At 55.0% G+C, this 22,548-nt stretch carries 20 protein-coding genes; 5 read left to right on the top strand and 15 right to left on the bottom strand.

Features of this window, described 5'->3' with window-relative positions:
• Positions 1 to 3: 3 nt before the first annotated feature.
• Genes DFER_RS03475 through DFER_RS03430 form a run of 10 tightly spaced genes read right to left on the bottom strand, consistent with a single transcriptional unit; the run spans position 4 to position 9,473 of the window.
• A complete protein-coding gene (locus tag DFER_RS03475) occupies positions 4 to 321 on the bottom strand; it encodes a metal-sulfur cluster assembly factor (protein WP_015810220.1) in 318 nt (105 codons plus the stop codon).
• Positions 305 to 1,573 (bottom strand): hypothetical protein, encoded by a 1,269-nt coding sequence (locus tag DFER_RS03470; RefSeq protein WP_143828642.1) that lies wholly within the window; start codon positions 1,571 to 1,573, stop codon positions 305 to 307. The genes DFER_RS03475 and DFER_RS03470 overlap by 17 nt, the downstream gene beginning before the upstream one ends.
• Positions 1,566 to 2,177, bottom strand: a complete 612-nt coding sequence (locus tag DFER_RS03465; RefSeq protein WP_015810218.1) for a DUF2249 domain-containing protein — start codon at positions 2,175 to 2,177, stop codon at positions 1,566 to 1,568. Before DFER_RS03465 ends, DFER_RS03470 begins: the two co-directional genes overlap by 8 nt.
• A gap of 16 nt (positions 2,178 to 2,193) precedes the next feature.
• Entirely contained in the window at positions 2,194 to 3,150 is a 957-nt protein-coding gene (ric, locus tag DFER_RS03460; protein ID WP_015810217.1) for an iron-sulfur cluster repair di-iron protein, read from the bottom strand.
• Positions 3,151 to 3,179: 29 nt separating this feature from the next.
• Positions 3,180 to 3,947 carry an ABC transporter permease gene (locus DFER_RS03455; RefSeq protein WP_015810216.1) on the bottom strand — a complete coding sequence of 256 codons (768 nt, stop codon included), beginning with the start codon at positions 3,945 to 3,947 and terminating at the stop codon, positions 3,180 to 3,182.
• Positions 3,944 to 4,702 (bottom strand): ABC transporter ATP-binding protein, encoded by a 759-nt coding sequence (locus DFER_RS03450; protein WP_015810215.1) that lies wholly within the window; start codon positions 4,700 to 4,702, stop codon positions 3,944 to 3,946. The genes DFER_RS03455 and DFER_RS03450 overlap by 4 nt, the downstream gene beginning before the upstream one ends.
• Positions 4,699 to 5,952: a nitrous oxide reductase family maturation protein NosD gene (locus DFER_RS03445; RefSeq protein ID WP_015810214.1), complete on the bottom strand. Its 1,254-nt coding sequence runs from the start codon at positions 5,950 to 5,952 to the stop codon at positions 4,699 to 4,701. The genes DFER_RS03450 and DFER_RS03445 overlap by 4 nt, the downstream gene beginning before the upstream one ends.
• An 11-nt stretch (positions 5,953 to 5,963) precedes the next feature.
• Positions 5,964 to 6,989 carry a nitrous oxide reductase accessory protein NosL gene (locus DFER_RS03440; protein ID WP_015810213.1) on the bottom strand — a complete coding sequence of 342 codons (1,026 nt, stop codon included), beginning with the start codon at positions 6,987 to 6,989 and terminating at the stop codon, positions 5,964 to 5,966.
• A gap of 12 nt (positions 6,990 to 7,001) precedes the next feature.
• The gene (gene nosZ, locus DFER_RS03435) at positions 7,002 to 8,978 is read right to left on the bottom strand and encodes a Sec-dependent nitrous-oxide reductase (protein ID WP_015810212.1); all 1,977 of its coding nucleotides are present in this window, start codon (positions 8,976 to 8,978) and stop codon (positions 7,002 to 7,004) included.
• Positions 8,979 to 9,011: 33 nt separating this feature from the next.
• Positions 9,012 to 9,473, bottom strand: coding sequence for a c-type cytochrome (locus DFER_RS03430; RefSeq protein ID WP_015810211.1), 462 nt, complete (start codon positions 9,471 to 9,473; stop codon positions 9,012 to 9,014).
• Positions 9,474 to 9,764: 291 nt separating this feature from the next.
• Between DFER_RS03430 and DFER_RS03425 the strand changes: the two genes are divergently transcribed.
• Both DFER_RS03425 and DFER_RS03420 read left to right on the top strand, forming a co-directional pair.
• Complete coding sequence (locus tag DFER_RS03425) at positions 9,765 to 10,409, top strand: Crp/Fnr family transcriptional regulator (protein WP_015810210.1); 645 nt, start codon at positions 9,765 to 9,767, stop codon at positions 10,407 to 10,409.
• Positions 10,406 to 11,659 carry a hypothetical protein gene (locus DFER_RS03420; RefSeq protein ID WP_015810209.1) on the top strand — a complete coding sequence of 418 codons (1,254 nt, stop codon included), beginning with the start codon at positions 10,406 to 10,408 and terminating at the stop codon, positions 11,657 to 11,659. The genes DFER_RS03425 and DFER_RS03420 overlap by 4 nt, the downstream gene beginning before the upstream one ends.
• Positions 11,660 to 11,758: 99 nt before the next feature.
• Here the strand turns inward: DFER_RS03420 and DFER_RS03415 are convergent, their stop codons facing one another.
• The 5 genes from DFER_RS03415 to DFER_RS03395 form a co-directional block, all read right to left on the bottom strand.
• Complete coding sequence (locus tag DFER_RS03415) at positions 11,759 to 13,003, bottom strand: DUF4374 domain-containing protein (RefSeq protein ID WP_015810208.1); 1,245 nt, start codon at positions 13,001 to 13,003, stop codon at positions 11,759 to 11,761.
• A gap of 9 nt (positions 13,004 to 13,012) precedes the next feature.
• A complete protein-coding gene (locus DFER_RS29050; RefSeq protein ID WP_015810207.1) occupies positions 13,013 to 16,366 on the bottom strand; it encodes a PepSY domain-containing protein in 3,354 nt (1,117 codons plus the stop codon).
• Positions 16,367 to 16,377: 11 nt separating this feature from the next.
• Positions 16,378 to 17,514: a DUF4374 domain-containing protein gene (locus tag DFER_RS03405; RefSeq protein WP_015810206.1), complete on the bottom strand. Its 1,137-nt coding sequence runs from the start codon at positions 17,512 to 17,514 to the stop codon at positions 16,378 to 16,380.
• A 50-nt stretch (positions 17,515 to 17,564) separates the two neighbouring features.
• Positions 17,565 to 18,185: a hypothetical protein gene (locus DFER_RS03400; protein WP_015810205.1), complete on the bottom strand. Its 621-nt coding sequence runs from the start codon at positions 18,183 to 18,185 to the stop codon at positions 17,565 to 17,567.
• Positions 18,186 to 18,250: 65 nt separating this feature from the next.
• On the bottom strand, positions 18,251 to 18,826 hold the full coding sequence (locus tag DFER_RS03395; RefSeq protein ID WP_015810204.1) for an RNA polymerase sigma factor: 576 nt from the start codon (positions 18,824 to 18,826) through the stop codon (positions 18,251 to 18,253).
• A 200-nt stretch (positions 18,827 to 19,026) separates the two neighbouring features.
• Here DFER_RS03395 and DFER_RS03390 point away from each other — a divergent pair, with 200 nt between their 5' ends.
• The 3 genes from DFER_RS03390 to DFER_RS03380 are packed head-to-tail and all read left to right on the top strand — an operon-like array spanning position 19,027 to position 22,542.
• Positions 19,027 to 20,466 (top strand): ABC transporter permease, encoded by a 1,440-nt coding sequence (locus DFER_RS03390; RefSeq protein ID WP_015810203.1) that lies wholly within the window; start codon positions 19,027 to 19,029, stop codon positions 20,464 to 20,466.
• Complete coding sequence (locus DFER_RS03385; RefSeq protein WP_015810202.1) at positions 20,463 to 21,854, top strand: ABC transporter permease; 1,392 nt, start codon at positions 20,463 to 20,465, stop codon at positions 21,852 to 21,854. The genes DFER_RS03390 and DFER_RS03385 overlap by 4 nt, the downstream gene beginning before the upstream one ends.
• Positions 21,847 to 22,542: an ABC transporter ATP-binding protein gene (locus DFER_RS03380; RefSeq protein WP_015810201.1), complete on the top strand. Its 696-nt coding sequence runs from the start codon at positions 21,847 to 21,849 to the stop codon at positions 22,540 to 22,542. The genes DFER_RS03385 and DFER_RS03380 overlap by 8 nt, the downstream gene beginning before the upstream one ends.
• Positions 22,543 to 22,548 lie beyond the last annotated feature (6 nt).

The following is a 22,548-nucleotide window of genomic DNA, read 5'->3' as shown; positions in this document are numbered from 1 at the left end:
CATTCACAAGGCCCGCTTGCCTGCCTCGGTGATCATTTCCGGCGTCCAGGCAGGCTCCCACACCAGCGTCACAACCGTTTCCCGGTCCGGAAATTCTCCTGACATCACTTCGTCCACCCTGCCGACGATCGCCTCGCCCAGCGGGCAATGCGGCGTCGAGAGCGTCATTTTCACCTGCACCAGTCCGGGCGCGAACACGACTTCATACACCAGCCCGAGGTCGATGATATTGACATACAGCTCCGGGTCGATAACGGTTTTCAGTATGCGAAAAGCCCTTTCTTGCAATATTTCCGCTTCGGTTTCAGGCGTCGTTTGCATGTCGGGTATTGGTTAAATGAAAAAGAATTTTGAACACATTAGCGACATAAATCAATGCTAACAACACCCACAGCACGAGTGCGATCGAAACGGTCGTCGTGCTGGCAAGCAGCATCCCGGCCAGCAGGGACGCCACGGCTGCATAATAGAGGTACTGTTGGCACCGCAACAAGGTTTCTGAATACAAATCGCGGGGAAGCGAAATCACCCTGCTGCGCCTGCTGATCTCGTTCCAGACGATGAAGGGCAGCGTTTTGAACGTTTGGCCAAGGATGAGCGATGTGAGGCAGCCCAGAAACAGCAAAGTTCCGTACATCAATACCCATTTCGGCTGCACGCTGCTTTGGGCTACCGGAATGAGTAAAATCGCTGCTACTATGAAGACGAACGAGGATAATGTAAGTTTCATGGGAATGTCGATCCGCTTCCTGAGCCGGTTGTGCCGGGCGTCGTTGATGTACCAAAGCCAGGCGGCAATTCCAAGCGCTGTAATGCCCGCGTACAGCAAGTCCCGGTCGGCGGAGCCGGTAAGGTGGCCGTCGAGCAGAAAAAGGGCGAGCCCGGCGTTCTGCAAGATCCACGCGGCGTTCAGCCAGGTCGTTTTGGCGTTTTTAGCTACCAGGAACATCGGCACCAGCTTGATGCTCACGCCCGTTATGAGCTGTAAAAACCAGCCGCCGATGCCGGCATGCGCATGAAACTTCATGATGTCCAGATGGTTGCGCGTCATAAACGGATAGCGCAGATTGATCGCCAGGCAGAGCCCGAGCGTCACGGTCACCAATAACCACAATGCCGACGTGACGAGGAATTTCTGATGCAGCCCGTGCGAATCGTCGATGGTGGAGGTAAACAGCACATTCAGCACGTAACACAGCGTGGCCGCCAGAACGAAACTACCGCCGGCGATCATACCCGTGCCCGCGCTGAACGACCAGAAGGCCGGTATCAGCAATGCAAGGCCGATCAGCAGCAACACGTACGAGCAGCCGGCCAGGCGATTGCTGTACAGATTGTTTTCGCACAACACAGGTAGCAGCTCGTACGCCGCCCCGAAAATGACCATCGTGCCCCAGCCGAGAACAGCCGTGTGCACAATGGCCAGCAGGTGCGGACTGAAATAATGGCCCGTGAGGTCATTCGCCGAGAGGAACATCAGCACGGCCAGCACCAGGAAGAACAATGCGCCCGTAGCATAGAAGGGCACTACTACCCGTAGCGGGGGCGCTTTGCTTACATTTATTTCACTCATCCGGACGATCATTAGCATGAATCAGCACCCGCACGTCGCCATGATCGTGATCGAGGATGTGGACCGCATAATGCTGGTCCTGTATTTCCTCCAACAAATACACCGGCACTTTCTTGTGATACACATACAGCGCTTGCCCGGCCGGCAGCGATGCGAGCTCGCGCAGGATCGCCTGCATGGGACCGGGCGCGGCTAATGCGCGGACATCAATGCGCCTGATTTGCTCTTCCGAAAAGACCGACACCGCAGCGGCAAACGTTTCGGCGCTATCCATGCGTACACCCGGGCCGGCAGGCGGCGATGCAGCAGACCGGGCTTGCGGGCGCTTCAAAAACCACGTGTGGATCTCGCCCGCGCGGGCATCTTCGGTGTAGGCGAGCGATTGGTTCGCCAGCAGGTTGATCAGCGGATAAGGCGTGAAAGAGTTGACAATGCAAAGCACCTCGCCATCGTGCAGCGACCTGAATTTTTCCATGATCATTTTCAGCGGATCGGTGCCGCTGCTGATGACCGGTCGCACGTCGATTTCGTGGATATTGTCGGCCGCAATGGAAGCCAGCCATTGCGGCCGGCCCTCCTGCTTGTTGTGTGGATAGTCCATCATGTTATGATCGAAAGTGCTACGCTGCCTCACCGGCCAGCTGGCGGCTGATTTTCAATGCTTTTGGGAACAGGATGTTGTTTTCCAGGTGAATATGGTTGAAAAGGTCGTTTTCAAACTCTTTCAGCTTTTCGAACAAATAGGTGTACGAATTGCAGGCACCCTGGGGCAGCTGGTATTCGTTGCTGATCTTTCTGAGCCTTTTCAGGTCGTCGCCAGCGGAGGCGTGCTCGGCTTCCATCAGCCCGATCACCACATTCAGGTCCGGGGTGTCCTGCATTTGCGCCTTGTCGCTGGCCTGGGCGAATTGTTTGATAGCAGGGAATACAATGCCCTCTTCTTTTTCCAGATGATTGTACAGATCAGAAAGCAGCAGCTGCACCTGCTCTGAGAGTGCAAACAACTCGGGGTGCTTGTCGCCGTGGCGGCTGGCCACTTTCACGGCAAGGCCTCCGATCACCGGCCCGGTGTCGCGCACATATTGGTGATGCACATTCATTATATAGTCGATCAGAAAGCCGGGCTGCCAGGCAGCGAAGTTCAACGGCTGCTGCGAAACGGGCAGCGTGGCTGCGGCGGCGAGGGTTTCCTCATATTGCTCCTGCGTCACGCCTGCTTCGCGCAGGGCGTCTTTGAGTTTCCGCTTTCCGCCACAGCAGAAATCGATGCCGAGCTTGCGGAATGCGTCGGCCTTGCGGATGTCCTGCGAGGCCAGCTGCCCCACAGTCTCATTATCCGCTTCGGCGCCCTTTTTCGAGATTTTCACCTGCCAGTATTCCGGACCTTCCTGCAAATATTTCCAGGTAAAAATATCGCCGCGCTCGCCCAGCAGCTGGTAGTACAGCGGTTTCGGGTCGTGGTCGTTAAAGATGATGAATGAACCGCCGGGCAGCAGCGCATCGAAATGCTGAAAAATCGTGGCGTGTTTGAATCGCGGTTCAATAGTGGTAACATTTATAGTCGGTATGGTTTCCATGAGATGATTGTTTTAAAAAGTGAGATGAATTACAAATCCTTGTTTTTGAAGCGGTGGGTGGACAAAACCAGCGGAACGGCAATCCAAACGAGCATGACGGCCAGGGCAATGAGCATACCGCTTTCGCTCCCGAAAAACTGCCTGAAAACGGCGCCGGTATAACCCATCATCGCCGAAACATCAATGCGCAGCAGGATAAGCACGCGGCTAAGGTCCACCGGGTTGAGCGCGGTGAGCGCCACCATGCCCTTTTCAATCGGGTAGTCCGAAAATTGGAACAGCAGGAACAGCACGAGCGTGTCGAACAGCATTGCGAAATACAGCCAGAGGATCATGGCCACGCCGATGCCCCTGGCCTTATCCCGGATTTTGACCGAGGCCTGCAGCGAAATGGCCACAAAAATGACCGACAGCAATATCCCCGCAGCGATCATGATGAGCCCGGTGGCCGATCCGGCATAAATTAGAATGGCCATGCCCGCCCCTACCGCAAAGGACAGGCTGAGCGAAATCGCCAGCCCGGCAAACATACTGAGCCAGATGGTTTTGCGCGGTAACGGCTGACTTACGAGCAGCTCCATGAATTCGCTGCTGTTATAAATGTAAATGGTTGAGAAAATAATGCTGACCAGCGGCACAATGAACAGAATGATGTTCAGCAGGCTGAGTATTCCCTTCGCGGGATTGTCCTCAATGGCGAACACCGAAAACGAAATCGCGAGCAGCACGATCGTGTAGGCGATCATGATCCGGCTGCGCAGAATGTCGGCAATGATATATTTGATCATTTTTTTCATAACCTGCCTGTTTTAAAATGGCCTTCGTCCACACCGGCCGCATCCCGGTCGCACTGGCGAATGGCCGCGGCGATGGCGCGGGCTAGTTTGCTTTCGCCCGTCTGGCTTTGCAGCTCATCCATGGTTTTATGAAACCGCAGGCTTCCGTCCTGCATATAAATCGCTTCGGTAACCAGCTCGTCGAGTTCGCTCAAAATGTGCGAGGTGATGATCACCAGCTTGTTTTTCGCTTTCTCGGCGAGGATCTTCTCGCGCAGTATTTCGGACGATAGCGGGTCGAGGCCGGCGGAGGGTTCGTCGAGGATCAATGCCTGCGCGCCGAACATGAAGGCCAGGCAGGCGCTCACCTTCTGCCGCGTCCCGCCCGATAGCGTCCCCATGCGTTTGTGAAGCAGCGATTTGATCTTAAATGCCTCGAACAAATCGTGATCGATGCGGTTTTCGGGCACCTTTCTGATGTCCTGCATCATATCGAGCACCTGCCCGATGCTCATGTTTTCGGGATAGCGGCCTATCTGGGGCATGTAGCCGATCCGGTTGCGGTAGCGCCAGTCGTGTGCAATGTCATGGCCTTCGAAAGTGATGGTGCCGCTGTCGGGGATCACCATCCCGAGCATGGATTTGATCACCGTCGTTTTGCCGCTGCCATTCGGGCCGATGAGGGCAATGCATTCGCCGCGCCGGCATTCGAAGGAGACGTGGTTGAGCACTTTGAATTTGCCAAACTGCTTGGATATGTTTTGTACGGCTATCATAAAATCACTGGTTTCATCGCCGGAAGGGTGTCTTTCAGCTGTTCGGGTGTCATGCCGGGGATCATCTTTTCGGTGCGGTCCAGCAGGCTCACCATAAAACTCCGGAAGAGGATCATGGCGGCCGGGAAGCGCTCGACGATCATCGAATACAGGCTCACCGGGCGGTAGGGCACATCTCCTACCCCGTCTTTGTCCAGGTCGTAACCTTCATATTTGTCCCAATAATTACGGTCGAACGTGTTCAGTACCAGCGAGCTGTTGGTGGCTACATCGAAGGTATTACCCATGAAATTGTTGCCCTCCACGCGGTTGTCCATGCAGCTGGCCTGGATTTTCAATGCCCAGCCATTGGCCCTGAATGCATTGCCGCTAATGCGGATACGCGATGCGCCTTCCATAAAGATCCCCGTGGTGTTTCCCAAAAAGCTATTGTTCTCAATGTCGCTGTCGGCGATTTCTTTCAGCAGGATGCCGTAAGCGGAATCGCCCCAGTTGTCTTTGAAAACATTGTTTTTCATGTGCACATGATGGGTGTACATCACCGCCACCCCGGCACCGTTGCTGCTGAAAGTGTTGAAGGTGTAGGTATTGTTATGGGCAAACATGAAGTGCAATCCATAGCGGAGATTGGCATGACTCACATTGTTTTTCACCTCCGAATGGGTCGTAAATTCGAGGTAAACGCCATCGCGGTGGCCCTGCACCCGGTTGCCGTTGATCACCAGACTGTCGCTTTTCCAGCTGTGGATGCCGTTACCGATCAAATGCTCGGCTTTGCCGAATGCGGTGAGGCGGTTGTTTTCGATCACGCAGTGCTTCGATTGTTGTAAATAAATGCCGAAGAAATTGTCTTCCAGCACATTGTTTCTCACTGTTACGTGATGTGTGTTGTAAACCTTGATCCCGGCAATGTCCTGCATCGACGACTGCCCCGAAGCCTTCACATGAAAGCCGTCCACCACCACATAGGGCGATTTGATGGAAACGATTTCGAACTTTTTCATGCCGTCCAGCACCGGCCCGCCGATGCCTTTCAGCACCAGCGGTTTAGTAATCAATATATTACCTTCCCGGTACAGGCCTCCATACACCAGAACCGTATCCCCCTCGCCCGCTATCGCGACGGCCCGTTTAATGCTTTTCACATCATAATGCCGGCCAACGCGAATAGTTTTGGCTTCGACGTCCGTCAATGCATACTGCCAGAGCAGCAGGAACATCAGCACACGTGTTAATCTGTGATTTATCATAACATGCTGGATTATCGGATCAGCTCTTCCCACACGACCACCGTTCCGGTGAATTGCTTTTGGGCTTCCACAAGCGCCGCGGCATCTTTGAAGGCCGCACAATTGCCGCCCATCGGGCTTCTGAGCTGCTCGCTTTGCATCAGCGACATTTCTGTGGCGGGGAAAAGCGTTTCCGTTTTGAAATCGGCCAGGTAAAAGGCTTTGGCATCGGCTTTGGCAAAATCACCTTCGCTGACGAACGATACGAGGCATTTAACATCGTCGAACTTGAAGGCCCGGCCTTTTTTTGAGATCATTTCACAGCCAAACCGCAGGTCGCTGATCGTCATTTTGCAATGCGCGCAGGCGTCGGTTCCGCGCTGGATGGGCTGTGCTCCCGACGGTCCGCACGATTGCGCACCTGCCGGCAGGATCAGCAGCATCACCGCCAGCCTGCCCCCGGCGAGCACCCGCTTTGCATCCCGGGCGGCGAGCCATTCCCGCACCATGCAGGCAGCCACTACCACACCGGTGAAGATGAATATCCACCCGCCGGCAGCGGGCATGCTGTACGCGCCGAAGTTCAGCAGTTGCCTGAAGCCGATCAGCGGCGGCTGGTACGACATTCCCGGAACGATGATCGCCGCATCCGGGCTCAGGTTGTGCCCGTAATCGTATTCCCATTTCCAGAAATCCACCATGGCCGCAATGCCGAACAGCGCAAACAAAGCAAGTGCCGTGTAACCGCCGGCGCGTTTGCCCCATACCGCCGCACCCACAAAAAGCAGGGCGAAAAAGATGATGAGCGAGGGCAGCACGGAGAATTCGGCGAAATCTTCGGTATGCAGGGTCTTCATGCCAATATAATGGTTTAAACCGTTGATAATATCCACGTTACCTGCCAGCTTGTCGCTGTAAATGAGCAGTTCCAGGCCCTCGGGATACTGGGGCGCATCGAGTTCGATGCGCCATATCGGGAAGTAATTGACCAGCAGCAATGCAACGCCCGAAACGATCAGCAATATCCGGTGCACCGCCAGCATTTGAGACTTTTTCATGGGAAAGCTGTTCTATTCCGCAGGCAGGTTAGTGCCCGTATTTCCTACCAATGCAACTTTGCTCGACGCCGGAGACACGCGAACGTAGCCGGACATTTCCTGGTGCAATGCGCTGCAAAAGTCGGTGCAGTAGATCGGGAAAATACCCACACGGTCCGGCACCCATTTGAGCGTCTGCGTTTCGCCGGGCATTACCAGCAGCTCGCCGTTGCTGGCGCCTTTCACAGCGAAGCCGTGCGGCACATCCCAGTCCTGTTCCAGATTGGTGACGTGGAAGTACACCTCGTCGCCCATCTTCACGCCTTCGATGTTGTCGGGCGTGAGGTGCGAGCGTATGGCGGTCATGTACACGTGCACCTTGTTTTTGTCACGAACGATCTTCGTTTCTCCTTCGCCTCTGGATGCATAAGGGTGCTTGTTGGCTTCCAGCTTGAACGTTTTCAACGATTGGTCCTTCACCTTTTCGGCCCTGATCGCCTGTGCATAATGCGGCTCGCCGATGGTCGGGAAGTCGAGTATCAGCTGCATTTTATCACCCGAAATGTCGAAAAGCTGAGCGCTCTGGGCGAGTTCCGGCCCGGTTGGCAGGAAGCGGTCTTTGGTGATTTTGTTGTAGGAAATCACATATTTACCGTCCGGCTTTTTCGAGTCGCCGCCGGGGATCATCAGGTGGCCGGGCGAATAGAATGTCGGCTGACGGTCGATCACTTTCAGGTCCTTGATGTTCCATTTCACGATTTCGGAGGATACGAACATCGTAGTAATCGCATTACCACGCCCGTCGAATTCGGTATGCAGCGGCCCAAGTCCCGGCTTTTGCACCTCGCCATACAGCGCCGCTTCATATTTGATCACAGGAATACCATTGTAATCACCCTCGAAGGATTTGCTTTCGATCGCCTTGATCATTTTGGAAAATGAGAATACCGGGATCAGCGCGGCCAGTTTGCCGCTGCTCACCATGTACTCGCCCGTCGGGTCGATGTCGATGCCGTGCGGGGATTTGGGACATGGAATGAAGTAGCACAGGTCTTTCAACTCTTTGGAACTGAGCACCACCACTTCGTTTTTGATTTCGGAGGTAGAGGTATGGCTTTCTTCGCTGTATTTATTATGCGCATATTTCACCTTCACTTTCCTGCCTTTTCCGGCTTTCAGGTATTCTTCGGCCTTTTTCCAGTTCACGGCCATAATGAAGTCCTTGTCGTTTTTCGAGGCATTCACTTCCAGCAGCGTATTGGCCTGCTCGGTGTTGTAGCACGAGAAGAAAAACCATCCGTGCGACGGCCCCTTGCCCGACCGGCTGAGGTCGAAGTTCACACCGGGCGTCTCGATCTGGAAGGCGATGTCCATGTTGCCATCCTGCTGGTTTACACTCACAAAGCTGAGCGTGCCCCTGAAATTCTTTTTATAAGTATTAATAGGCACGTCGCCGTCGACCTCGTCCATCGGCACGCTGAAACGCGTTCCGGCCACCACATATTCCGTGTTTTCGGTGATAAATGGCGAGGAGTGGTTACCGCCGCTGTTGGGCAGTTCGAGGATTTCGGCGGTGCGGAACGTTTTCAGGTCGATCCGCGCCAGGCGGGGCGTGTTGTTGCCGTTCACGAATACCCAGCGGCCGTCATTCTCCCCGTTCGTTTTCGAAAGCTGCACGTGGTGCAGATCGTCCCAGGGGACATTTCCGTGCGAGGTATTGAGCATCGGCTTCGTTTCCTCGCTGAACCCCCAGCCTTTCTCGGGGTCCATCGAAAACACCGGGATCACCCGCAGCAGCCTGCCCGACGGAATGCCATATACGGAGAGCTGCCCGCTGAAACCGCCGGAAACGAAGTTGTAGAACTCGTCGTACTTGCCCGGCGCAACGTAGGTTTTCGCAGCAGCGTCACCGCTGATCGCCGTGTCGGCACTTTTGGGCTTACAGGACTGGGCGGCGCTCAGTGCCACGGCCACCGAGGCCGCTCCTATGATATACTGGATGGTTTTCATACAAATTGGGATTATTGAAAAACAAGGAAGCGTTTACTGCACGCCGTCATTCTGGCGCATGAATTCGAGAATATGCCGGGCGTCGTCGTCCGACAGGTTCTGATTGGGCATTCTTACCAGACAGAGTTCGAGCTGGGCTTGCAATTGCGGGTCTTTGTCGATCATTGCATCGGGATTGGTGATGAAGTTCATGATCCACTCGGGCTTATGTTTGGTACTCACGCCTTGCCAGCCGGGACCTACCAGCTTTTCATCGGTGAGTTTGTGGCAGCTCGAACATTTCAGGTCGAAGATCTGCTTCCCGCTGGCAGCCATTTGAGCATCCAGCCGTTCGGAAATCTCGACGTTGGTAAACTTGCCTTCTCCGCGCTGCGGGTCGTACTCGGTCACGGCGGGCTTTTGAGGGGTTTCTGCATTGTCACCGGTTTGCCCGGTCTTTTGGCCGCATGCATATAATATCACTCCCGCGACTATCAGCATTAGGGTCTTTTTCATGTTCCTGGTGTTTGGTTGAAAAATGGCGGTTTCAGACAGTTTCCGGGGTCGTTTTGTAACTGTCTGTGGCAAATGTATGCCCCGTGCTCGCGCTGTTTTATGCGTACACGCATAAAGCCGGACGAAGCGCTCCTTATGTGGCAAAAACGTGGACAATTATGCCAATAAAAGGCATAATCAACTCAAAAACAGCTCATTACAAATACTGATTTATGTCAGATTTCAGCATAGTCTTCGTCAGTGATCGCTAGCGGCGGTGTCGCTAGGTTTGGGCTAAAAACCAGGACCGTCATGATGATCCACATCGATTTGCTGATCCGGCATGGAGCTATATATAAGAAGGCCTCGGCCGGCGAGGTGATCTTTCTCGAAGGGGAAACCGGGCTGTATTACCATCAGCTGGTGGACGGAAAAGTGGCGTGGTCCAACTTCAACGACGACGGCAGGGAAATTCTTCAGGAGCTCGTTTCCGCCGGGGAATGCTTCGGCGAACTTCCGCTGTTTGATCAGCAGGGCTACGCGTGCACAGCCGTGGCGGTCACCGATTGTTTGATCCTCCGGCTCGGTTCGGCGGCATTTTCGTCAATGCTGGGCGAGCATCCGGAGATCAGTCTTGCATTCAACAAGCTGCTGGCCCAGCGTATGCGGTTCAAACTCTTCCTGCTGCGCGAAATGGCCGGGCATTCACCGGAAAGAATGGTGGAGCGGCTCTACCAATACCTGCACGAGCACAGTAATAAGGTATGCGGCGTGTGCAACAAGCTGCTTTTAACGAGGCAGCAGATCGCCAACCTCACCGGCATGCGCGTCGAAACGGTGATCCGCGCTACGAAGGCATTGGAAAATCAGGGCAGGGTAAATATTGTTAAAGGGAAGGTTTTCCTCCCCTCACCTTCGGAAAACGGCTGTTGCGGACCAAACAAAACAGGATCATGAACAGGCTCTTCACGGGTATCCAGGGCGGCGTCTGGGCGAAAATATGCCTGCTCAATCTGACGATCGTTGCCTGCCTCGGGCTGTTGATGCGGCTCAATATCCTCGTCACCATTCCCGGGCTCGATCAGGGATTTACGCTTCACGCGCATTCGCACTTTGCATTTTCGGGGTGGATTTCGCAGGCATTGTTCCTTTGCATTGCGCAGGCGGTTACCGGCAGGGGATTTGGCCAAGCGTTGCCGGCCCGGTACGGCCGGCTGCTCGCATTCAACCTGTTCTGCTCGTACGGCATGCTCGTGAGCTTTATGATCCAGGGTTATGCGGCCGTTTCCATCTTTTTTTCCACCCTATCCATCCTCGCCAGCTTTATTTTTTATGCATTATGCAGGAAGGACGTAACCGGCGCGCAGCGACAGCAGGTTTGGTGGAAATACCTGCATTTCGCGATGTTGTGCGGCATGTTTTCGGCATTGGGCACTTTTGTACTCGCTTATACAATGGCAGCACGGCCCGGCGATATCGAATGGCGGCTTTCGTCCGTCTATTTTTACCTGCATTTTCAATACAACGGCTGGTTTTTCCTCGCTTGCATGGGGCTGTTCCACTACTGGCTCGCCGGCAGAAATATCGTCCTGCCGGGTTCAGGGACGGTTTTCGGGCTAATGACGGCCTGCGTGGTGCCCGCATACCTGCTTTCGATCAATTGGCTGCCGTTTCCCGACTATCTGCATGCATTCACGATGCTGTTTGCCTTCGTACAGTTGGGGGGATGGATTTTGTTTCTGACCGGCTTATGGCGATCGGGAAAAAACATCACTGCCGGGCTTTCCCCTGCAATGCGCGCGTTGCTGGGCGCGGTGATACTCGCCGCGAGCATTAAGCTGGTTCTCCAAACCGCGTCGTCCATTCCCGCCGTGGCCACATTGGCATTCGGGCTGCGGCCGGTAGTGATCGCATACCTGCACCTGGTGCTGCTCGGGATCATTTCGCTGTTTCTGGTAGGGTGGTTTTACCAGCACCACGTCCTTCCCGACAACCCGCTCAGCCGCAAAGGCATTGTCATTTTCACATCAGGCATTATCGCCAACGAAATGTGCCTCGCAATCCTGGGCATCAGCGCAATCTGCGGGTTCTACGTAGGCTACATGCCCGAAGCGCTCGCCGCTGCGGGGCTGGCATTGGTATCGGGCAGCTGGGTGATGTTCCAATCCGCCGGGCGTAAGGCGGCCGTTGCCGCTTCTTCCTTTTAATCATTCCAAAAAAAAGGGAATCCGGAAACGCAATGCTTCCGGATTCCCTGCCTGTGGCCGCGCGCATCTTTTTTGCGGGCGGTTATGTCAGAAAGGTCGTTACCTGGTCGGGTGCGGGGCAATGAGCTGCACCTGAATGTAACCGCCGCCGTCGAGCGAAATGCCTTTTTTGAAACTATCGGCATTACCCGCCGGATCGAATTCATAGATGAATGCCTCCTTATCCACCGGACTGATGCCTGTGTAGTACTTGCCATTGTAAACCAGGGGTGAGCGCACCATACCTACCGGACTAAGCGGGCTGTTCATCACGGTCACTGCTTTGGTGTTCAGATTGAGCTTTACCACCTGCGCAATGTCCTTGTAGCGGTCCCTCACGGAAGTCATTTTGCTTTCGTACTGCACCGTTCCGAAGGCGATGCCGTTGCCCACGTAGTTGAGGCCCATCAGACATGCCTCCTCACCGGCCGGAGTGGTCACGTCCAGAAAGTAGTCTTTGTCAAATTCGGCTGTGCCTTTTTTGATCCTTACCACACCGGACTTGCCGCCGTTGCCCATCCAGTATTTCCCGGCGCTCACCACAAAATAGTGGTTGCCTTCCTCGTCCTTATCCACCGAATGCAGGTAGTCGTAGCCCACGCTGCCGTTGGTGACATTGGTGCTGATCACTTTCATGTTCCCCATCGTCGGGAAGTCGTACACGAGCGCTTTCACGCCATCCACCACATAGGCCCGCGTGGCCGCGTCGTAGAAATATCCGCCGAGGATGAATTTGCCATTATCGGCAAACCCGCGGCCGAGGTAAAAGGCCACGTCGGGTTTTGCGGCATCGTAGGGAACGGCGAATGTGCCTTTGTCGAGCACCTTGAAGTCGTTCACGCTGATCCGCGCCCAGCCGGCCTGGCCTTTATTATCGTCCAACGCACCCAGCACGAGCAGGGTATTGTCGTCGATCACATTGAGCGACTGGAAGTAATTAGGCACCACGCCGTCCGTGAGGATGTAAGATTTTTCGGCGATCGAGCCATCGGCTTTCATTTCATACTGGATGAATTTCTTTTCGGGCAAATTCATCTGATACACATATTGCTTGTGCCACAAATACCGCGATCCCTGCGCTTCAATGCCCTTTCCGATAAACGACAGGCTGCCCTCATGCAGCGAAGGAACGGAGGCAATGTACTGGTCGTCGCCCTGCGCCCAGGCCGAAATGGTGAAATGCTGTGCGGCCGGTGCCACTTTTACGGGTTCGTCGTCATCGTTGCAGGATAACAGGCCCATAGAGGCAAGGCCCAGGCCGGCGACGCCCATGAGGAGCCGCAATTTGCTTAGCGTTGTTTTCATTGTATTGAATTATGGATTAAATAAAAAGTATCTGATATTCAAGCTGATAAATCTCCCCGGCTTTTGAAGCAGGTAGTTGTCGTACACCTGGCGATCAAACAGGTTGCGGCATTCGAGGCTCACGTTCAGGCTGTTTTGCATCAGACTGTACGTAATGCCCGTATTTTGGAGGAATTGGGTGGGAATGCGTTTTTTGGTGGAGCGGTCGCCGAGGCTGGGCCAACTGAGGAAAAAACCTTGCACGTAGTCGGTGCCCACGTAGAAACTCAGGTCGCCGCTGCCGCCGAATGCGGAAGCATACCGGAACCGCACCTCGCCGTTGGCCATGAGCGACGGCAGGTTCTTCATCCGGTCGTTGTAAACAATGTTTTTAGCTCCCGAAGCCGTATACCGCTGCCGGTTCCGCACATCCTGATAAGTAACGGCCGCATTGATTTCCAGCCACTTCCGGCGCGCGTAACGAACAGCGAGATCGGCGCCCGCGCTACGCAGCTTGTCGATATTCTCGTAACGGGCCGTCCCGTAAAGATCGCCCTCGCCGAGCCAGATCAGGTCGCGGGTGTTCCGGTAGAAAAGCCCGAGTTCGTAGCCCCACCTGGTATCCCCGTTCCGGAACGATTGCGAGATGCCCGTGTTGACGTTGCTGCTTCGCTCCGGTTTCAGCCCGGGCGCATTCAGGATCGTGTTTCCGTTACCCAAAAGCTCCACGCCGTCAGGCATCCGTGAGGTGCTTTCAAACGAGAGCTTCACCAGCGTCCCCGCATTCACCTGGTATTTTGAGCCTACACCCGCACCCCATTGACTGCTTTCCGACAGGTAAGGAATGAGCTCCTTTTGCTGGCCGCCGTTGTAGTTGTACACATTGGTACGGGCCGAGTAGCCGAAGTTTTTGACAAAAAGCACATTGGTTAGTTTGTCGTCCCAAAACACGGTCTGGTACGACAGCGCCGCCGCATATTTGCTCAATTCCTGCGGCTCCCGGAACGGGATCGTCCATTCGGCGGTGGCGAGCGGGTCGTTGCCGGTACGGCGTGTGCTGTTCAATGAGTAGCTGGCCGCGATTTTATGGTGCGCACCAAGCGCGTAAGAGGCATTGGCGATCACCATCGCATTGCGGTCCCTGAACCGGTAGGCCGATTTTTGTGCCCGGATGCCATTCAGTTCGCCGGCCACCTGGCCTATCACGGCCTGTGCCCAGTTGTATTTCCGCGAGCTGGTGTCGGTAGTTTGCGCCTGCATGCGGTTGAGCACGCCATAAATGTCCACCGAGAGGCCGTTCGCATTCTTTTTCGAATAGCGGATGGATGGCGCGAGCAGCTTCTCGTCGTACCGCACCCCGCCGTACACGAACGCCATCGTGCGGCCTGTTTGCACGCCCTTGTCCATATCCGAGCCGATCAGCCCCAGCATGAGGGCATCGGCCCACGGCTTGCCGGTAATGCCCACCTCCGCCTTGATGTTGAATGCCCTGAAATCGTCGTTGAAGCGCCGGTATTTTCTCCCCGCAACCGGCTTACCGAACTCGTCGGCCACTTCCACCGTCGGGCCCCATACTTTGTAATTATTTTCGGAAAAACGGTAGGAGCTGCCCAGTTGCAGCGTGAGGCCATTCTGCTGGCGCCATTTGCCCGACAGTTCCGCTTTGTGGGTTTGAAACGAACCGATGCTGTATGAGACATCCAGGTAATTGCCCAAATCCTTGCGGGTTACGAGATTAACCGACCCACCCAAGGCATCCCCGCTAAGCTCTATCGGCGTGACGCCTTTGTACACCTCGATCCGTTCGAGGGAATTGACGGGGAAGTTCTGAATGCTGTAACCGGTCCCGTAAGCCTCCATAGGCACACCGTCCACGAAAAACCGGACCGATTTGCCCGACAAGCCATGAATGGCATAGCTGAATTCCGATCCCATTCCGCCCGTTTCGCGCACCCTCACACCCGGCATGGCATCCAGCAACCGGTTGATTTCCAGGTTACGCCCCGCCATTGCTTTCAGGTCCAGCACATCCACCGCGAACACGAGCTCCTTCACCTGGGTGGCCTCTGTTTTGCCGGTAACGGTGAGCTCGCGCAGGTCACGTGCGCTGGTGTCCGCGGCCGCATCGCCGCGTTTCTGCTGGGCAGATGCCTGGCCGCCGCAGCACAACGAGAAAACGATCGCAGCGGCTCCATACCTCCCTATTTTTTTCCCGAATCCCCGCCGGTTCCACCACACGAGGAAGCCGGTCACGGGCAGCGACGCACCGATGAGCGAGGCGATGAATGCCAGTATTTTGCCCGGCAATCCGAGAATGGTGCCGATGTGCATATCGTAATTCATCCGCCGTATTTTAGCGGCGGCCGACGATGCTTCGAAACTTTTATCAAAAACCTCGTAAAATTTCAGCCGGCGGAGCGTGTGCCGGTCGTAGGTGTGGCGGGTAACGTCGTAAAAACGCCCCGCGGCGGGGTACGTACGCATGCTGATGGTCGAATGCGCCTGCGTGGAATCGGGGAACGAGTAATAAAAACCGCCTTTGGAAGGATACTTTGCGATCATTCCTGCCCACACCTGGTCGAGGGCCTCATTATAGGTGTAAAATTTCCCGTGCTGTGTGGTATCCGACGTCACGCGCTTCCATTCGGGCTCTTCCTGGCCGCCCGAGGTGAGCCGGTACAAGCCTTTTCCGAACCACGCGAGGCCAAAAACCACTCCTGTAACGGCCAGCACCAGCAGCACGAGGAAGGTGTAAAAGCCCAGCACATTATGCAGGTCCACATTGAGGCGCTTCCAGCCTGCTTTCCATTTGATATTGAAACTTCTCTTTCTGGCACCTTTAGTCCATTTGGCGGGATACCACCAGATAAGCCCCGTCACCAGCAGCACCACAAACACCAGCGTCCCGTAATTCACCACCGGACGCCCGATTTCCTGTGGCAGCCACAAATAGCGGTGCCCGAGCAAAAGCCATTCAAAAAAGCCGGTTTCGCCCTTTTCGTGGCTGTCCATACCCTGCACGCGGCCGGTATAGGGATCGAGGAACAGCATGTGCTCCCCCACTCCCACGCGAATGGCTGTACCCTGCTGATGGTACGCATAGGAAGCCTGCTTTCCGGGGAATGCGCTGTCGGCGATGGCCAGAATCTGTGATGGTTTCAGCACTGGTTCATCGCGGGTTTCCGCGCGGATGGCCGGTTCGAGCAGCCAGGTGATTTCTTCATTAAAAACCCAGATGGCGCCCGTGAGGCATACCACGAAAACGATGATCCCCGACGCCAGCCCCAGCCACAGATGCAGCCATTCATTCACCCGCCGCAGCAGCGATTTGCCCCGGCGGCGGGACGTTTTTTCTTTCAATAAATCGATATCGGAACTTGTCATGAGCTGCTGGTTCAGAATGCGGCCACACCGCTGAGGTATTCGGCATCGCGGTACACAAGGCCTTTTTTGACCCCGCCCGTTTGCCCGTCGTAGATGTAGAATGCGTTTTCCCCGTTTTCGGCATTCACGGCGATGGCCACCTTCCCGTTTTTCAGCCGTTCCAATGCCCGCCGCGGGTATTTGCTCAGCGGAAGATCGAGCTTCCTGAGCGCCTGTGTTTGCAAATCCGCCTCGTAATAGCTGATCACAAAGCCCTGCTGATAGTCGCCGTAAGATTTAACGAGCTTGCTTTCAAATACTTGCACGATCACCTTGTTGCCTCCCGCGAAAATCATCCCGCCCGAGTGGTTGCCGTTCAGCCGGGCTGTGAGGTTGAGAAAATAGGTCTCGTCGAAGTCGGTCTGACCGCTTTTTATCCGCACAATACCCGACGGCAGCGACTCGTTGGCTCCCCAGTAATTGCTGTTGGACGATATAAGGTACAAATCTCCGTTTTCCGTAATGGCGTGCGAGGATACGACGCTGTAACCGAGGCAGGCCGTTTTTTCGGTCGAGATCGTCTTTTCCAGGCGCATGTCTTCCGCATTGAAAACCGCCACGCTGGCTTTCGGAAAAGCGTGGTTTTGGTCGTCGGCGTGGATGTACGGCACCAGCACTTTTCCTTCGCGCACGATGTACATGCTCGGCGAGGCCATGCTGCCGGGGCTTACCTGCAACCGGATTTGCCCGCTCCGCTCGACGGTCATGTTTTGGGTATCGACGATTTGGTAAGCAAAAAGGCTGTCACTTACCTGCCGGGGCGCGGTACTTACCAAAAGGCGGCTTTCGTCCAGAAAGGCGGAGATCGGCCCACCCAGAAGTCCGGTGTTGGGCACATTTCCTTCCGGAATGAGCGCATTGTCCCCGCCCACCGAATATTTGATCAGCTTTTCTTTGGAATTAAGTAAAACAAAACCTGCCTTGCCGGTAACGAACACGCTGTTGGGCATATCCGCGATCTGCTTTGCATTGCTGATCTCGGCCTGCCCCGCTTCCAGATCGCCCACGACATGAAATGGGTAATAGCTCTTTGAAGGCTGGCTTATGGCAATGATGTAGCGTGCCTCATCGGCTGTGCTGGCTTTTTTCGGCTCGCATGACAGCAGCATGGTTACCGCAAGGGTTTTTAATATTAAAACTCGTTTACAAATGATATTCATCAGATTTTCAATGCTTTAAGCGCCTTTTGCTGCAAGGGCAGCGGCAGGTCGAACAGCCGGTCTTCCTCCACCACTACGACCTCGTCCGACTTGAAATGGTACCGGAAGGCCACATATCGGCGGTCTTTCCGGACTGTCAGCACGGTGGAATGGTTGGCCGGATCGCCCTCGGCGCATTGCAGGTTCAGCTTCATCCGCACATCGTTGCCGGATGCATTGTGGATGCGGACGTCGCCGCAAAACACCAGATCGGCGCTGTGGGAAACCATGCCGAGGTCCACCCGCGCCGTGGCCTGCGGCGGGAGCCGGAGCTGCAATCCGCGCGCGTCGAATGCGTCGTAAGTGCGGGAAGTGTTCCGGAGTTCCAAATGCCGTGGAATGCTTGTCCAAACCACCCCGGCGACCATTAATAGCAGCACCGACGCGGCGGCCAGGTAGCTCGTCCACGGTCCGAACGGCCGTATCGCTCCGGCGCGGATATGCGCATGAATGCCCCGCCACGACTGCCGCAGCAACCGTTTTTCGTTCGGCGCGGGCCGATCGAGCCAGCGCTCTACCTGGCTGGCTTCTTCGGGCGTGCATTGTCCGGCGAAATATTTATCCAGTAAATCCTCGTCCATTTTCGGGTTGGTTTACCTATGAGTAACCCGGGACTGCATTTGGTCCCAATGCCGGTGAAAAAAAATTATCCGGCGAGGAGTGCCAGCGCAAAAAGTCCTTCGAGGTTACGCCGGAGAAAGCCCAGCGCGCGGGTGAGGTGGTTTTTGACGGTTTTTTCGGAAAGCAGCAGCTCTTTTGAAATCTCCGCGGCATTAAGCCCCTGCTGGCGGCTCATTCGGTAAACTTTGCGGCATTGGTCGGGCAGCTGTTCCACCAGCTCGTTGACATTCTGTTTCAGATCGGCGTATTCAATGTACTGGCGGGTGCTGTCGTCCCAAGGCTCGGCGCGGGCGGCCACGTCGTCCTGCACCGACCTGAACCGCGTGAGGCTCCGCTGGTGGTTATAAAACTGGAATTTGGCGCAGCGATAGAGGTAGTTTTCCCAGGGCCCGGTTACGGAGAGCGTCATCCTGCGATCCCAGATCGCGCAAAAAATCTCCTGGACCATATCCGCAGCCAGGCTTTCATCCTTACAAAACGAAAAGCAAATGCGTAACAAAAACGGCCCGTGCTGCTTGTAAAGCCATTCGACGTCTACTTCATTGATGATTTCCGAAGGCGGCTCCGGCAAATCGGTTCGGATGGTTGGAGGGTTGGTCATGAGCGGAGGGAAAATAGCAGCGCCGCAAAGTAAAAGATTTTAAATAGAATAATTATAAATAATAACCACAATTTATCCCTACCCGGCACTTTTAATGCAACAGCGTTGCAAGTTCTGGCAGATTGTCTTTTATTTGCAACATCATTGCACAAACTAACCTTCCTCATCCAACCGTTCGGAAGGCGACAATTATTGAACCCATGCATTTCAGTTTCATCAAAACGATTGCCCGCCAGGAATGGCACTCCGTTTTCAGGAGTAAAATACCGCTGGCGCTTTTCGCCGTGCTGCTGGTCGTGTCGTTGCTGGCCGTTTTTACCGGCTGGCAGTACGTGCACAATTTCAACCGGCAGCAGCAGGCAGCCCACCAGGAGGTACACGACCAATGGATGAACCAGCCCAACCGCCACCCGCACCGGGTTGCACATTATGGTTACATGGTATTCCGCGAAAAATCGCCGCTCAGCTTTTTCGATTTCGGGCTCGACAGCTATGTGGGCAATTCCGTTTTCCTTGAAGCGCACCGCCAAAATACCGTGAACATGAGCGAGGCCGGCTTTTCCAACGGAATGCTGCGCTTCGGCGAGCTGAGCATGGCGATGGTGATGCAGCTGCTTGTGCCGCTTTTTATCATTTTTATCGGCTTTCAAACCGTCGCCGGGCTTAAACAGAATGGGGTTTTGAAAATCCTGCTTTGCCAGCGGGCGTCGTACCTGGATGTGCTGCTGGGCAAAACGGCGGGCCTTACGGCCGTTACCTGGGTGCTATTCGTTCCGTTTCTCGTGCTTAGCCTGGTCGCGGGCACGGTGATTACTTCGGGCGGTTTCAGCGCGGATGCGGCATTGCGTATAGCGCTGATAGTTGGGCTGTATGCGCTTTATTTTCTGGTTATTACGGTGATGGTTGTGGGTGTGTCGGCAGTGAGTAAATCCGGGAAGAATGCGTTGATGACGCTGGTGCTTGTGTGGATGCTGTTTTTCATTGTACTGCCAAAAAGTGCCCAAACGCTCGGCAGCAGCCTGTACGAGGCGCCCGATAAGATTGCATTCGAGCAGGCTATACTTGCGGATGTGAGCAAGGAAGGCGATAGCCATAATCCCGACGATCCGCATTTCGCCAGCCTGAAAGCCGCAACCCTGAAACGATATGGCGTGGATTCGATATCGCAGCTGCCCGTAAACTACGGCGCGTTGGTGATGCAGGAGGGTGAAAACATCACCTCAGCGATTTTCAACCAACATTTCGACCGGCTCATCAGCACTTACCAGTCCCAGAATGCGGTATCGTCGCTGCTGAGCTTCGCCGACCCTTATTTATCCATACGAAACCTGTCGATGAACCTGTCCGGCACCGACTTCGATACATTTACTGCATTTCAAAAACAGACCGAGCAATACCGGTTCGAGAAAACGAAATCGCTGAACGAAATCCATTTGACCCAAATCAAATTCAAGGACGATAACAAGCAGAAAGTAAGCGCCCAAAACTGGCAGGAGCAGCCCGATTTCGTGTTCCGGCCCGTGTCGGTGGCCTATAACCTGGCCGCGGGCGCGTACAGTCTGGCCGCATTGCTCGCGTGGGTCGCGGGCGGGTTTGGCGCATTGGCCTATGTTTCCTCCAAACGTCGATTCCAGCTATGAAAATCCCTCAAAAAGTATTGTTCCTCGAAGCAAAAAACTTCCTGCTGGGCCGTACGGTGCTGATCGGCGCCATTGCGCTGCTGCTTTTCGGGTGTTATGGATTTTACCACGGAAGCCAGGTCATTGGTCATCAGCAGCAAACGATCGCCTCCGTGCCGACCGTCCAGCAAGCGCATTTACAGGAAATTGCCGAACATGGCGCGGGCAAACCGGCCGGCTCCACGGCCTATTACCCGTTTTTTTACACAACGAACCCCGCTTCGCCCTGGGCCGGGTTTTCCATCGGCCAGCGGGATGTGAACCCATTCAGCCTGAAAGTGAAAATGCTGGCGATCGAAGGCCAGCTGTACGATTCGGAACTGACCAACCCGCTTACATTGCTTGTGGGTAACCTGGATGCGGCGTTTGTATTCATCTTTCTTTTTCCGCTGCTGATCATCGCATTCACTTATAATGCACTGTCGGAAGAGCAGGAAAACGGCGTTTGGAAGATTGTGCGCACCACCACCGGGAGTATCGGCGCGGCTATCGGCGGGAAGCTGCTGGTCCGCTTCGGCATGATCCTCGCCGCGACGCTGCTGCTGTTTGCCCTGGCGGTGATTTCGTTGGGATTGCCGCTCACGGCTCCCACTTTTCAGTTGCTGGCGATTGTGCTGCTGTATGCGATCTTCTGGTTCTCGTTGTCGGTGCTGGTGGTTGCGCTGGGTAAAAACTCGGCTTTCAATGCCACTACGCTGGTTTGCGTATGGATTTTCCTTTGCATTCTGTTTCCGGGCGTGGCCAACATTGCCGTCAACCGCTCGGTGCCGGTGCCGGAAGCGGCCGAAACGGCGATCCGCCAGCGCGAGGGCTACCATGCCAAATGGGACGAGCCGAAGCAGCCCACGATGGAGAAGTTTTACGCCGTGTATCCGCAGTACCGCCGCTACCCGATTCCCGACGACCGGTATTCGCCCGGCTGGTATTATGCCATGCAATTTTCGGGGGACCTGGAATCGGCCTACTCGTCCGAAAAGCTGTTCGGGAAGCTGCAACAGCGGCAAACGCTGTCCGAGCGCATTGCGGGCTTCAACCCGGTGATCGCCGCCCAGCAATCGCTCAACAAGGTGGCGAACACCGATCTCACGAGCCATATCCGCTACCTGGAATCGGTGAAAGCGCACCACCGGCAGGTCCGGGAGTATTTCTATCCATTTATTTTTGAAAACACCCCCACCGAGGATGTCAACTGGGCCGGCTACCCTGCCTACCGCCCCAATGCCTATGTCAATGAGACGATCGGCGGCGGAGCGATGGCCATTGCGGTGTGGGCCGTGCTTTCAGTGGTGGCTTCGCTGCTGCTTTTCAAGAGAAATTTCATTCAGATCAAAGACATACAAAATGCTTGAAGCGATTAACCTCACTAAAAAATACGGCCAGCACACCGCCCTGAACAGCCTGAACCTGAACATCGGCGAAGGGGAGATATTTGCGCTGCTGGGCCAGAACGGCGCGGGCAAAACCACGACTATCAATCTCTTTCTGGGCTTCATCGAACCGACCTCCGGCGAGGCGCGCATCAACGGCATTTCGGTGGCCGAGCATCCGCAGGAAATCAAGCAATACCTGGCCTATATTCCCGAAACGGTCATGCTTTACCCAAATTTGACGGGGATCGAAAACCTGGAATATTTCTCTGCATTGGCCGGTTTTGATTATTCCAAAAACGAGCTGCGGGGCCTGCTGGCCACCGCCGGACTGCAATCACAAGCATTCGACCAGAAACTGGCCGGGTATTCTAAGGGAATGCGGCAGAAAGTGGGAATCGCCATCGCCGTGGCAAAAAAAGCGAAAATCCTGCTCCTCGATGAGCCTACCAGCGGCCTGGACCCGAAGGCCTCCAATGAGTTTTCGGAGATCATCAAAACACTCGCGGCGCAGGGAACGGCCATTCTGATGGCTACGCACGATATTTTCAGGGCCAAGGAAGTGGCCAGCCGCATCGGCATTATGAAGGAAGGGACGTTGCAGTCGGTGATAGACGCGGCTTCCATTTCCGCCAATGAACTGGAAGCGCTCTACCTGAAAACCGTTTGAACGGCC

This window comes from Dyadobacter fermentans DSM 18053 (assembly GCF_000023125.1).
Taxonomy (GTDB): Bacteria; Bacteroidota; Bacteroidia; order Cytophagales; family Spirosomataceae; genus Dyadobacter; species Dyadobacter fermentans.
Note: the sequence above shows the minus strand (reverse complement) of the source record. Positions and strands in the feature narration are given on the sequence as shown.